Origin of the sequence: Gilvimarinus agarilyticus (assembly GCF_000832015.1) — a bacterium.
In the GTDB taxonomy this organism is placed as follows: Bacteria; Pseudomonadota; Gammaproteobacteria; order Pseudomonadales; family Cellvibrionaceae; genus Gilvimarinus; species Gilvimarinus agarilyticus.
Window position 1 is genome coordinate 756,268 of the sequence record NZ_JXCJ01000001.1, and the last position, 13,084, is coordinate 769,351.

Below are 13,084 nucleotides of genomic sequence, written 5' to 3' on the forward strand. Positions count from 1 at the left end.
TTAGTAAGCACCCACATCCTGATGGTAGGGTGAGCGTGTCATACGCTCGGGCGACACCCTAAAACTTAGCGTGTGCCTTGGCTTGGGTCAATGTTGCCCTCAAGCTGCGCCACCTGCTTTTCGAGCGCCTCTAACCGGGCGCGGGTGCGGGCCAGTACCGCCGCCTGGGCATCAAAGTCGGCACGGCTAACCAAGTCCATGCGTCGCACGGCGGATTCAAGCGCGGCCTGTAGTTGCGCTTTGGGTAGGGCTTCGGTGCCGGGCAGGGCATTTTGCAGTTCGCTAAAAAGTCGCTGAGTAAAATCTTGCATCTAACGCGCTCACTGAGGGAGTTTGGCCCCATATTGTACACCCTGAAAAAAGCCTTAGGTCGAATTAGACGTCGGCCTCCTGGGTTATCCCGCTGGGGGTAGCGCTAGACGCGCTTTTGTGGTGCAAATTACTCCCGAAATTAGCCAAAAATCAAAATAGTGCACTAATGGTGCGCTACATTTTGGGGGTGGCACGATTTTGGTGCGAAGGGCTGTTTGGGATACGCCATTTAGCGTATCTTTTTTTTACGGGATTATTGTAAGTGCATGATAATAAAGATTTTTTGTTAGTTGGCCTGCTCTGTGCAAAGTTGTGATCGAGTACACAGCAAAGGGCGTGGAGTCTCTTTATTGGGTCTACATACTTATCCGGTGGTTGTATTTGCCGCCAGATAAGCGTCTTTCCAGTGTTTACCCGCACCTTCGGGTGCGGGATTTTTTAGGAGCACAATAAATGAAATTGGTAACAGCGATTATCAAGCCGTTTAAGCTCGATGTGGTGCGCGAAGCGCTTTCCGACATCGGTGTACACGGTATGACAGTCACCGAAGTAAAAGGCTTTGGTCGTCAAAAAGGTCACTCAGAGCTGTATCGTGGCGCCGAGTATGTGGTGGATTTTTTACCTAAAACCAAGGTGGAGATCGCGGTAAAAGAGTCGGATTTAGACTCTGTTGTCGAAGCCATTAGCAAAGCGGCTAACAGCGGCAAAATTGGTGATGGCAAGATCTTTGTCTCGCCTCTCGAGCAAGTTATTCGGATTCGCACCAGCGAAACCGGCGATCAAGCGATTTAAGAAGACTCTTAAGCAGTTAAGAAGACTTCTAAGCAGTGAAAAAGATTTTTACAACAAACGGGGATTAAGCAATGGAAAATCAAATTTTTCAGTTGCAGTACGCCATCGATACCTTTTACTTCCTGGTATGTGGTGCACTGGTAATGTGGATGGCCGCCGGCTTCTCCATGCTGGAAGCGGGCCTGGTTCGTGCCAAAAACACAACAGAGATTCTGACTAAAAACGTCGCTCTGTTTGCAATTTCATGCATCATGTATTTGGTGTGTGGTTACGCCATTATGTACGGCGGCGATATTTTCCTGTCTGGAATTGCAGGCGGTGAAACTCTGGTTGCTGATGCCTTGGCAGCTTCTGCCGAAGAAGGCTTTGAAGGTGGTTCGGTTTACTCTGGCGCCTCCGACTTCTTCTTCCAGGTGGTATTCGTAGCGACTGCTATGTCTATTGTGTCTGGTGCGGTTGCTGAGCGTATGAAGCTTTGGGCTTTCTTGACCTTTGCTGTGGTCATGACCGGCTTCATCTACCCAATGGAAGGTAGCTGGACCTGGAACGGTGCCGATGTATTTGGCATGTACAACCTGGGCGATCTTGGCTTCTCAGACTTCGCCGGCTCGGGCATTGTACACATGGCGGGTGCTGCGGCTGCTCTGGCTGGTGTTATCCTGCTGGGTGCGCGTAAAGGCAAGTACGGTAAAAACGGCGAAATTCACGCCATTACCGGTGCTAACCTGCCTCTGGCTACCTTGGGTACGTTCATCCTGTGGATGGGTTGGTTCGGCTTCAACGGTGGTTCGGTTCTGAAACTGGGCGATATCGCCAACGCCAACTCCGTCGCCATGGTGTTTCTGAACACTAACGCCGCTGCTGCCGGTGGTCTGGTTGCCGCGCTGATCGTTGCTCGTATCTTGTTCGGTAAAGCCGATCTGACTATGGCGCTTAACGGTGCACTGGCGGGCCTGGTAGCGATTACCGCTGAGCCTTCAACCCCAAGCGCTCTGGGCGCCACCATCATCGGTGCTGTGGGCGGTATCATCGTAGTCTTCTCAATCATCACGCTGGACAAAATCAAGATCGACGACCCGGTTGGTGCTATCTCGGTGCACGGTGTAGTTGGCTTGTTTGGCCTGCTGGTTGTGCCTTTAACCAACGATGGCTCTACCTTTGTGGGCCAGATCGTAGGCGCCTTGACCATCTTCATCTGGGTATTTGTAACCAGCTTGATAGTGTGGAGCATCATTAAGGTGATCATCGGTCTGCGCGTTAGCGAAGAAGAAGAGTACGAAGGTGTCGACTTGGCTGAGTGTGGTATGGAAGCCTACCCTGAGTTCACCTCTTCTAAGTAAGAGTATCAGGCAGCGTACAGCCCGGGGCTAGCTCCGGGCTGTAGCTTAAAAAGTCCTCTCAGCGGTAGATTGTCGGTAAGTTTGAATTGGATGGATGATTTTCCCGCGACTTGCGTGTATCTTTACCCATAGAATTTGGTAGCCCCACTACAGGGCACAACCTCAAACTGCTACAGCAAGCTATCTGGCTGAGACCAAGACGAAGAAGGAAATCCATAATGAAACTGATTACTGCTGTCGTTAAACCGTTCAAACTCGACGATGTTCGCACTGGACTGTCTGAGGTCGGTGTACAGGGTATGACCGTGACCGAGGTGAAAGGCTTTGGTCGCCAAAAAGGCCACACCGAGCTGTACCGTGGTGCTGAATATGTGGTTGATTTTTTGCCTAAAGTAAAAATCGAGCTGGCGGTAGACGATGCCCTGGTCGATCAAGCGGTTGAGGCAATCACCAAAGCGGCGCAAACCGGTAAAATTGGTGATGGTAAGATCTTTATCACCCCACTGGAAGAGATTATCCGTATTCGTACCGGAGAAACCGGCAGCGAAGCGATTTAATTGTTTTAGTGAGTTTACCGCCTCTTCGGAGGTGGATAAAAAAACAGCGGCCATTGGCCGCTGTTTTTTTATGGGTAGCGCAAATGCATAAGCTTATCGCTGCTCCTGCAGCGCCTGGCGAATCAGCTTCAAGTAACGCTTTTGCTGAAAAATAAAAAATAGCGGTAATACGATTACCAGCATAATAATAGCCGCGGTATCTTGCGAGAGACTAAGTGCGGGGGCCAGCAGCACCATAAAGGCAGCCGAGCCGGCAAACATTAAAAAGAATTGTACTAAGTTGCCACGCCAACGCTCGAGTCGTGTGTCCGGGCCAAAGGCGCTGGCCTTGGCCTGCTTTAGGCGACTTTCTTGCTCGGGCAGAGAGTACTCGGCAAGTTCGGGAAAGTATTTGAGCTCACGTGTCGATGCCATGCTTGATCTCTTCGGCTGTCATAATCGGTAGCGCAGCAGTGTAACGGGTTAGCCTTAGCTGTGCCAAATAAATGCTTAATCGCCGGGCAGTCTGCGGCCGTTTAAGGGCAATCTTGTTGTAACTTCCCGAAACACGTCGCCACGTTTTATTGCTTAGAGTGGCGCTCCACTCGCGCGCTTTAACGGTAAATAACAAAAACTAAAGCTAGCACTTACGTTAATAAAAAACTGGACTAAAAAAAGTAAAAAAATCCTTTAACGAACTACGTTTATTGCGCTATAAAGGCAACAACTCCACGTATAAAGCCAGCTCCGTTGTGGCAGAGCTGTGCGATTAATAATAGCGGTGGGTTAATCTAAATCGAGTTTTTTGTTTTGACATGGATAAGACATACGGTTTGAGAGGTGTTATTTATGGCGAGTCAATACGAGCTAAATGAAAGTCGTGACTTAGACGACGATAACGACATCGACGTTGATGATAACGATGAGGTCAGTGCAAGCGACGAAGGTAAAAATCAGCCGCAAGAAGATTTTAATATCGCTTCACGCGAGCGGGTACGCTCTGAGCTTCAGTCGCAGATCGAGGCCTTTCTGGCCAATGGCGGAAAGATCAACGAGGTGCCTAATCGCGTCGCTGGCACCGACAGACCGAGTAAGCCGGCCAGTGAGTACTCCGGCCGCTTGATGTAACAATCGAATGCCCGTGACAGACTCACGGGCATTTTTAGGCTTGGCTAGCCACTACAAAAATCGCATCACCATCCAGCCCACGGCTATCACGCTTAATATTAATCCCAGTATGATAAACAAGCCGTCGCGCGCAACCAGCCCTAACGCTAGCAACACGAGTATTCCGGAGGGGATTGCTGCAGCAAACGGAATAGGGCCCAGGGGAATTAACGATAGCGCCAAAACGATGGCTATTACCGCCACCAATCGGTTGCCTGTTTTGCCGGTCATAAAACCGTAACGCGGTTTAATCGCGCGATCTACCCGCCGGGTAACCGGACGCGATTTATCCAGCAGTTGGGTAAACCGCTCGCGTGATACTTTGGCTCGCGCCAAACGCGAGGGGATCCAGGGGCGCTTGGCACCAGCCAGTAATTGCCCGGCAATGAGAACAATTAAGATAGCTGAAATAATGGGTACACCGGGGATACCTCCGGTGGGTAGCAGGGTGATCAGCGCCGGCAATAGCAGCAGCGGGCCAAAGCCGCGGTCTTTAACACCACTGAGAATATCACCGACACTCAAGGTTTCGCCACTGCCGGAGTCTTCAATTAAATCGATGGTTCCGGTGAGGTTGTCCTGCCCTGAGCTGGACTTCTCATTGGGACTGTTCATTGCTCGTACTTGGTAGACCATTCATTAACTTCACGCTCGGCCTCTTGCTGAGTAATACCGTAGCGCTCTTTTACTGCACCGATAAGTTTGTCGCGCTTACCCACGATACGGTCGATGTCGTCGTCGGTAAGTTTGCCCCACTGTTCCTGTGCGGCACCTTTCATTTTTTGCCAGTTACCTTCTAGCTGTAATGTGTTCATAACCGTCTCCTGATCGTTGATAAATAAGCCGGCCAAAGTTAATGCCGGGATACCACAGCTCTGCAAACATCGAACCAAAATAAGGAGTAGGTCGAAACAGTGAGGGTTATCAATAGCTTGGGCTGGGTTGCGCGATTACGAAAGGTGTTATTGAGTGATGTAGCTTAGCGGACTCAATGTTGTGGAGGCTAATTTTTACAATGCGAGATCGGTTGCGTGGCTAATTTTACAAGGCGCTTTAACATCAGCGTTGATCGCGTAGCAAAACTGCGGCGCGATAACTTTTTTTACCGTACCCTAGCACCCGGTTAAGCTGGTCGAGAGCCAATGGCAAGTTGGCGTTGTCCAGCGCGCTGCGATGATCTTGCAGGTCCACATCGGGGTCGTGTAAGTAGGCAAACTGATCGTCCATGGCCGATAACCAGACCCAGTGGGGGGCTTTGTTACGGTTTAGCTGCCAGGTGCTGATAAGCAATAAAATAGTATAGCCGGCGTCTAACTGCTCGCGCAAAACGCTGGAGTTAATCACGCAGACATCACTTGGGATACTAGCTTGTTGCAGTTTTGTTACGTGATCGTTGTGAATCAATTCTACTAATTGCTTTTTATGTTCGCTACGTACACTGTCGATAAACGCCACCTGGCCACTCGATTGTAACAGCCGCACCTCAAAGCCACGCTGATATAGCGCAAGCGCTAAACCGTGGGGTGAGCAGCCACCGTGCCCACGTGTCATATAGACAGTGGTTGCCTCACGCCATAGGTTGATTTCATCGATGCGACTGAACCGGCTGTTGGGCCGCAGGGCTTGCATGGCCATAATGGCTGCCGCCGGGCCACAGGTAAACTCGGTGGTTTGCGGGTAGAAATTGGCGCTGGGGTTATCTTGCGTGTCGCGCCCCAGCCGTTTTTCAAACTGTACGGCGTCGCCGCCGTTTTCGTAGTAGCCCGCCAACTGTTTAATGGGGTGAAACCCCAGCGATCGGTATAGGCCAATGGCCGCTTGGTTGGTGTCGGCTACCTCCAGGCGTAAAAATAACGCGTCGCGGTGTCGGGCGCAGGCTTCGGCCGCTGCCATTAATGCGCGCGCAAATCCAGCTCCTCGAGCGTCAGGGGCAACCGCCAGCGAATAAATACGCGCAAGCGAGGTGCCCCGACGGAACAAGATCAACACGTAGGCCCGCACTGGCTGGTCAATTACCAGTAGCTGGTTCTGTTCGGTATCCAGAAAGTGTCTAAAGCTACGCCGGCTGATTCGATCGCCGCTAAAGCTTGAGTTCTCAAGCGCGACAAGCGCGTCCAGGTCGGACAGTAGAGCGGGGCGAACGGTCGGGGTCATAGGTGTCTCAGTAGCGGGTTAGCGCTGTGCCAACCTTTACAATAAAAGAGCAAAATAATACTTGCCAATTGCCGCGATTTTGCCACACTTGCGCCGCTGCGCAATCTAATTTTTGCGCTAATTTAAGGTAACTAGACTTCCCATGACGCAATTGAAAATCATTGTTGAAAAGGCCTCCGACTGGGCCGGACTTTACCCTTCGGCCGATGTGGTACTGGCCAACGATTACCTCGTTGAGGCCGATACTCGCCAGCGTTGCCGGGTGATCAACTTATGCCGCCAGTATGATTATCTCTCGACTGGTTACTATTGCTCGTTGTTGGCTGAGGCTCGTGGTCACAAAGTGGTGCCCTCGGTAAAGACCTTGAGAGACTTATCGAAGCGTCAGTGGCAAGAGGTGCTAGCCCTTAATGTAAAGATAGACGAAAAACTAAACGCCATCGCCGGTACCAGTGATGCGGTATCCTTGTTGGTCTGTTTTGGAAAAACCGACGTCGCCCCGCTGGCCGATCTGGCCCGGGCGTTGTTCGAGCAAATTGCGGCGCCGATTTTGCGGGTGCGCTTTAAGCGAAAAAGCGGCTGGCAAATACAGTCACTTGAGACCGTACCGCTAGGCCAGCTACAAGAGTCTGAGCAAACCCTGTTTGCCGATGCTCTGGATAATTTTAGCCGCCTTATTTGGCGCAAGCCCCGTGCGCGTAAAGAGTACAAATACGACATGGCGATTCTGGTCGACAACCAAGAGCCCATGCCGCCGAGTAATGGCACCGCGATTAAGCGGTTTATTAAAGCCGCGGCTAAGCAGGGCATTATGGCTGAGACCATTGGCCGGGGCGATATTAATCGCCTTAGTGAGTTTGATGCGTTGTTTATCCGGGCGACGACCTCGGTGAATCACTTTACCTATCGCTTTGCCCGCCGGGCTCAGGCCGAGGGGTTGGTGGTTATCGATGATCCGGATTCGATTTTGCGTTGCACCAATAAAGTGTACTTAACGCAATTGCTCACGACCCACCGGTTACCGATGCCGCCCACGCGAATTTTAAGCCGCGCCGATATGGGCCGCGAGCAGGAGCTGATCGACGAGCTGGGTTTACCGGTAGTGGTAAAAATTCCCGATGGTTCGTTTTCGGTCGGCGTTAAAAAGGCGGCTAGCCGTGAGGAGCTGGCCGAGGTGATGCGCGAGATGTTTCAGGGAAGTGCGTTGTTGCTGGCGCAGAGTTACCTGTACACCGAATTCGATTGGCGCATCGGCGTGTTGGCGGGGCAGCCGATATACGCCTGCCGTTATTTTATGGCTAAAAACCACTGGCAAATTTACAACCACTCCAGTAAAGGTGTCGCCTCTGGCAGTTTTGATGCCATGGGTACTTTTGAAGTGCCAAAACCTGTGCTTAAAGCGGCAGTGGCTGCCAGTAAATTAATCGGCGATGGCTTTTACGGGGTGGACTTAAAACAAAACGGCAATGATATTTCGATTATCGAGGTGAACGACAATCCATCCATAGATTCGGCGGTAGAGGATAAATACCTCGGCCTTGAGTTGTACGACGTGATTATGGGGGAATTTAAACGTCGCCTGGATGAGCGAGGTTAAACCGCACTGAGGTGCGCCGGTTGTGGTTGCCGGCGCCGATTTACGCTAGTATCTCAGGCAAGCCTTTATAACGATAACATGCCGGGAACACCTGATGAGCGACCGCAAACCCACCTCTTTTGATATTGCCTACCGCGCGGGCGTCTCGCAGGCGACGGTGTCCCGGGCGCTGCGCGATAGCCCGCTGGTAAACGAAGAAACCCGCCGCCGGGTACAAGAGATTGCCCGGGAGCTTAATTACAAAGTCGATAAAAACGCGCGCAATTTGCGCTCGCAAAAAACCCGTACCGTGGCGTTATTGCTCAACGAGGATCACGGCACGGGTGATTCTTTGATCAACCCTTTCTTTTTATCGATGGTGGCCAGTATTATCAGCGCAACTGCCGATCGCAATTACGATTTACTAGTGTCGTTTCAGCAGTTTAGCGAGGATTGGCACGCCGACTACGAAGACGCCAACCGCGCCGACGGTATTATCTTTTTAGGTTATGGCGATTACACCACTTACGTTAAAAAATTGAATCACCTGGATGAACAGGATGCCCACTATATAACCTGGGGGCCCGTGTTACCGGGGCAACCGGGCGTATCCATCGGCTGCGATAACTACAATGGTGCGCGCAAAGCGGTGGCGCATTTGCTGCATTTGGGCCGTCGCGATATTGCGTTTGTGGGCGGCATTGGCGAGGGCAGCCCAGAGTTTAAACGCCGTTACGAAGGTTATTGTCAGGCTCTGGCGGATGCCGGTATTACCGTTAATCCAGCGCTGCAAATTGATGCCGAGACCTCAGAGGATGCCGGTTATCACGCGGCATTGGCGCTGCACGAGCGCGGTTTGCGCTTTGATGCGGTGTTTGGTGCGAGTGATTTAATCGCAATTGGCGCCATGAAGGCCGTAGAAGAGGCCGGCAAGACGATCCCCGGCGATGTTGCCATTATGGGCTTTGACGATATTCCCATGGCGGCCTATACCCACCCGCCGTTATCAACGGTACAGCAAAACACCAAGCTCGCGGGTGAGTTACTGGTGGATAGCCTGTTAAAGCTGATGGAGGGCGAAAAGCTCGAATCGTTTTTGATTCCGGCCGAGCTGGTTATCCGCGGCTCTTGCGGGGGCAAGCGTTAAAGAGGGCGTGTGGCGCCCTCACGATGCTTGGGCAAAGTTATTCCTGATCATCCACCAATAGCGTAAAACCGGCGGCGATAACAAAGCACACGCCGCCCAGCACCAGCGCGTAAATGCTTTGGCCTTCAAACACGACCCCAACCAATAACCCCAGCACACTGGCGGCTAAAATCTGCGGTATCACGATAAAGAAGTTAAAGATCCCCATATACACACCCATTTTTTGCCCCGGTAGGGCGCAAGACAAAATGGCGTAGGGCATTGAGATAATAGAGGCCCAGGCGAAGCCAACCCCCACCATCGACAACAGCAGCCAGCTAGGGTCGCGAATAATCACAAACGAAATAAAGCCAACGGCGCCCAACAGTAGGTTAATCGCATGGGTTTGTTTGCGGCCAAGCTTGCGCGACATTAGTGGGATGATAAACGCGGCTAACATGGCAAAGCCGTTGTAAGAGCCCTGCAGCACGCCAGACCAGTCGGCGCCTTTATTGTAGAGCGCGCCGCTGGAGTCACTGGCGCCAAAGTGAAAACTGGCAATCGCCGGGGTGATGTAAATCCACATGGAAAACAGCGCGAACCACGAAAAAAACTGCACCACAGCCAGCTGCACCATAGTGCGCGGCATATGAAATAAATCATGGGTAACGTGATACACACCGTGATGGGTATGGCCGTTGGTTTGCATCCAGCTCGCCAATAGCTGCAGTAGACCAAACACCGTAATACCGCCGGCTAGAATGTATAACTCGGCATTAAGCGCAAACGCATAAATAAGTGCGGCACTAACGAAGCCCCCGGCACACCACAAGGCGCCGTCTTTTAAATAGCGCGCAGCGGGGCGATGCACCCGCTCAGCGAGCGACTCTACTTGGCCTTCCTCGGCATTAAACGCGGCCAGTTGTTGGGGGGAGTACTCGCGCGTAGTGAAAATGGTCCAGCCCATGGCGAGCAGTAAAACTACGCCACCGAGTGTAAACGAAAAAATAACCGAGTCGGGCACAATGCCCGGTGCGGCGGTGTTACTCATGCCCCAAACGTTAGCCATCAGCCACGGCAGCATAGAGGCGACCACCGAGCCCACCCCGATAAAAAACGCCTGCATCACAAACCCCAGGGTGCGCTGGCGCTGCGGCAGCATGTCGCCGACAAAGGCGCGGAACGGCTCCATCGAAATATTAATCGAGGCGTCCATAATCCACAGCATGCCGGCCGCCATCCACAGCGTAGGCGAGTGGGGCATGACAAACAACGCGCCACTGGTGAGTAGGGCGCCGATTAAAAAATAGGGCCGGCGCCGGCCCAAACGGTTCCAGGTTTTATCCGAAAAGTAGCCGACAATGGGTTGCACCACTAGGCCGGTAATGGGGGCGGCGACCCACAAAATGGGCAGCTCATCGATCTCGGCGCCCAGGGTTTGAAAGATTCGGCTGACATTGGCATTTTGCAGGGCAAAGCCAAACTGGATGCCGATAAAGCCAAAGCACATGTTCCAAATTTGCCAGAAACTAAGCTTCGGGCGGGACTTAACGGCTTGGGTCATAACGTTCTCATTATTTGTTATTGGTTGTTATCGCGGGGCGCGTGTGGCGCCCCTGAAGGTCGATCTTACCTTAGTTTGTCAGGCCTGGGCCTACTCAGCGTAGCGCGCCTCTACCGCTGGGTAGTGATCCCACACTTGACGGTCATTGAGTGAGCGCAGCAATTTGATGTACTCGGCGTGGGTCCAGGCAAGCGGCGTGGCCGAGTTTGTCCCTTGCCCTTTAGCGTACTGGTAGGTGCTGTTGTCGCCCACGCCGTCCCACACTTGCTCGGGTAGCATTAGCCCCTCGTTGGCAAAAGCCTCCAGCGCGCCGGCGTAGGTTTCATTTAACCCTGCGATAGCGGTGCTGTCGTTATTGGCTAAGGCGTAGGCCAACTCATAGTGACCGCGCTCGCCGGTTAAAAAGGGCCATACACGGCCGCGCTGGTCACTGTGGTTGCTGCCGCCCTCGGCGTAGCCGGCACCGTTGCTGGTGCGCTCGCCGTAGCCGTCGCCACCGTAGCGTCGCCAACCGGCAAAAGTTTTGCCATCGCGATTAAAGGTGTATTTAACCCGCAGGTAATCGGGTAGCTGGCTGCTGTCGACTTCGTCCAGCGACTCGCGCACGGCGCTGTCGGTGGCCGGTAACACGCCATAGCGCACCAGCTCTAAAAAGCCCGGGTCGACAATCTCGCTCTCGTTGAGTGCTCCCTGTCCGTTGCGCTCGATCAAGCGGCCCGCGTCGTTTGGGTCCTGGTTGCGGTTGATGCGCAAAAAGTACTGACCGTCGGAGCCCGCGCCGGCCAAAGCGCCGGTGCGGGTGAAGGTGCGTGGCTTAAGTTGAGCGGCGTACTCATCGGCCTTGGCTAAATAGTGCTGGGCGCGCTCGGGCTCACCGGCGAGTTCAGCCAGCTCGGCGGCGCTGACTAGCCCGGCAATAACCGCCGCCGTGGTGGAGGGCGAGTGGCCCTCTTGCTCTTCCCAGCGCTCTTGCTGGGTAAAGGGCGGCTGGATGTTGGCCGTGTTCCAGCCGAGTGAGATATCGCCGCCGTCGGCCAAAAAGTCAGCGGCAGGGCGCAGCATGTCGTGATACCACTGGGTGGCTTCGGTATCGTTTAACACGCCGTCTTGCCACAGGCGCCAGCCGAGCATAATGGGCATGGCGGTCTGATCCAGCTGCACAGCAAACCACTCGAGAGTGCCGTCAACGTGGGTTTTTTGTAAAAACCAACCCGGGGCACCTTGGTAGCCAGGGGTTTCTGGCCCCACCTGAACTTTCTTCAGGTAGCGAAAGGCCACCTCAGGGGTAGCGGTGTCGCCCAGCGCCAAAAAGGCCATCGCCACCTGGTAAAAGTCGCGCGGCCATACGGCTTTGTAGCCGGTTGAGGATTCGGTAGCGGCCACCACATCGCCCCAGGGGTTAGACAGCGAGGCGATCAAGGCGCCGGCGTGGGTTTTGTCCTCCTGGGCTTTTAACACCATAGCGCTGGCGTAGGCGAGCTTGCCACCGTCGGTGGCGCCGGCGGCCAGCTCGGGCAGTGCGTTGAGGCTGGCAAGGTAATCCTGCCAGCCTATAGCGTCGCCCTCACCGTGGTAGTCGGCCAGTACTTGAGCAAAGCCGCGTTTCATCGAGGCATCGGCCTGCTCTTTGGCGGCAGTGTCACTATTGCCAAAGCCCAGGGCAAAATCCCACTGGGCACTGGTGTTACTTAACGTCGGTAGGGTGAGCGCAATGCTGACATTGCCGGGGGTAGTGCCGGTATTTGAGTAAAACTCATTGCGCGTGCCGTCGGCTAAATCACTGAGTAAATCGGAGCGGCCGACAAAACCCACCGACCCTTGCACGTCGGCCTGGGTGGTAACCACCATGCTGGTGTCCCCCTCGCTGGCGTACCAGTACTGGCCCTCGCCGTGGGCGGTATCGTCGGTGCCGGTATTGCCAATGTGCGGGTTGAGCACCAAGTGAGCGGTTACGTCGTCTGCCATGGCGCTAAAGGTCACTCGTTGCAGCAGGGTGTTGTGCGCGGGGTCGGTGACAATACGTTTTTCAATTTTGTATTTACCGTCTTTATCGGTGTTGACGATTTTATAAGCCAGCGAGGTAGGCCGGCCGTCGCTGTCGGTGTGTAAATATTCGATGTGGCTGAGGGTCGCTTCTTGCTCTAGATCGACGAATCCCGGCCCAGTCACGACAAACTGCATGTCTTTTAGCTGCGCCTCGTGAATCAAACCGTACATGGTTTCGGTGACCACGCCCTGAGCAATGGAGAACCACACTTTAGACACGCTACCTGTGGCGGCCTGATCACTGTACTGGCCGTTGTGGTATTGCTCGTAGCTGGTGCCAATACCGGTTTTACCCGAGTAGGCCCAAGTGGGGGAGGCGCCCGGTGCTCCCGGTGCGGCTGCCGCGCTGGTATCGGGGTGGCTGGGTATGTCATTACAGGCGCTTAAGGTGGCTACGGCGATGCAGCCCACTAAGTAGGGAAGTCGTTTAGCAAAAGTCATGATACATCTCTCTTATCGTTTATAGCTCGC

Annotated in this window: 13 protein-coding genes; 6 read left to right on the forward strand and 7 right to left on the reverse strand. The window is 53.6% G+C overall.

All coding sequences use genetic code 11. The features are described 5' to 3' along the window. Positions 1-65: 65 nt before the first annotated feature. The gene (locus tag SD69_RS03410; RefSeq protein ID WP_041522094.1) at positions 66-311 is read right to left on the reverse strand and encodes an accessory factor UbiK family protein; all 246 of its coding nucleotides are present in this window, start codon (positions 309-311) and stop codon (positions 66-68) included. A 454-nt stretch (positions 312-765) separates the two neighbouring features. On the opposite strand from SD69_RS03410, the gene SD69_RS03415 reads away from it, so the two are divergent. The 3 genes from SD69_RS03415 to SD69_RS03425 all read left to right on the forward strand — a co-directional run bounded on the left by SD69_RS03415 (position 766) and on the right by SD69_RS03425 (position 3,001). Further along, entirely contained in the window at positions 766-1,104 is a 339-nt protein-coding gene (locus tag SD69_RS03415; protein ID WP_041522095.1) for a P-II family nitrogen regulator, read from the forward strand. A gap of 71 nt (positions 1,105-1,175) precedes the next feature. After that, complete coding sequence (locus SD69_RS03420) at positions 1,176-2,444, forward strand: ammonium transporter (RefSeq protein ID WP_041522096.1); 1,269 nt, start codon at positions 1,176-1,178, stop codon at positions 2,442-2,444. Between the two features lie 218 nt (positions 2,445-2,662). Further along, on the forward strand, positions 2,663-3,001 hold the full coding sequence (locus SD69_RS03425; RefSeq protein ID WP_041522097.1) for a P-II family nitrogen regulator: 339 nt from the start codon (positions 2,663-2,665) through the stop codon (positions 2,999-3,001). A 93-nt stretch (positions 3,002-3,094) separates the two neighbouring features. Here the strand turns inward: SD69_RS03425 and SD69_RS03430 are convergent, their stop codons facing one another. Further along, complete coding sequence (locus tag SD69_RS03430) at positions 3,095-3,415, reverse strand: hypothetical protein (protein ID WP_041522098.1); 321 nt, start codon at positions 3,413-3,415, stop codon at positions 3,095-3,097. Positions 3,416-3,829: 414 nt separating this feature from the next. On the opposite strand from SD69_RS03430, the gene SD69_RS03435 reads away from it, so the two are divergent. Then, a complete protein-coding gene (locus SD69_RS03435; RefSeq protein WP_041522099.1) occupies positions 3,830-4,108 on the forward strand; it encodes a hypothetical protein in 279 nt (92 codons plus the stop codon). A 51-nt stretch (positions 4,109-4,159) separates the two neighbouring features. On the opposite strand, the gene SD69_RS03440 is transcribed toward SD69_RS03435, so the two are convergent. From SD69_RS03440 to SD69_RS03450, 3 genes are all read right to left on the reverse strand, one after another. Next, complete coding sequence (locus tag SD69_RS03440) at positions 4,160-4,762, reverse strand: exopolysaccharide biosynthesis protein (RefSeq protein ID WP_052480852.1); 603 nt, start codon at positions 4,760-4,762, stop codon at positions 4,160-4,162. Beyond that, positions 4,759-4,962, reverse strand: a complete 204-nt coding sequence (locus tag SD69_RS03445) for a CsbD family protein (protein WP_041522100.1) — start codon at positions 4,960-4,962, stop codon at positions 4,759-4,761. The genes SD69_RS03440 and SD69_RS03445 overlap by 4 nt, the downstream gene beginning before the upstream one ends. 244 nt (positions 4,963-5,206) lie before the next feature. Beyond that, a complete protein-coding gene (locus tag SD69_RS03450; RefSeq protein ID WP_041522101.1) occupies positions 5,207-6,301 on the reverse strand; it encodes a GNAT family N-acetyltransferase/peptidase C39 family protein in 1,095 nt (364 codons plus the stop codon). Positions 6,302-6,443: 142 nt separating this feature from the next. Between SD69_RS03450 and SD69_RS03455 the strand changes: the two genes are divergently transcribed. Next, entirely contained in the window at positions 6,444-7,898 is a 1,455-nt protein-coding gene (locus SD69_RS03455) for a RimK family protein (RefSeq protein ID WP_041522102.1), read from the forward strand. A gap of 94 nt (positions 7,899-7,992) precedes the next feature. Then, positions 7,993-9,024: a LacI family DNA-binding transcriptional regulator gene (locus tag SD69_RS03460; RefSeq protein WP_041522103.1), complete on the forward strand. Its 1,032-nt coding sequence runs from the start codon at positions 7,993-7,995 to the stop codon at positions 9,022-9,024. A 37-nt stretch (positions 9,025-9,061) separates the two neighbouring features. On the opposite strand, the gene SD69_RS03465 is transcribed toward SD69_RS03460, so the two are convergent. Continuing rightward, positions 9,062-10,567 carry an MFS transporter gene (locus tag SD69_RS03465; RefSeq protein WP_041522104.1) on the reverse strand — a complete coding sequence of 502 codons (1,506 nt, stop codon included), beginning with the start codon at positions 10,565-10,567 and terminating at the stop codon, positions 9,062-9,064. Between the two features lie 90 nt (positions 10,568-10,657). After that, positions 10,658-13,054, reverse strand: a complete 2,397-nt coding sequence (locus tag SD69_RS03470; RefSeq protein ID WP_041522105.1) for a glycoside hydrolase family 15 protein — start codon at positions 13,052-13,054, stop codon at positions 10,658-10,660. Positions 13,055-13,084: the final 30 nt, after the last annotated feature.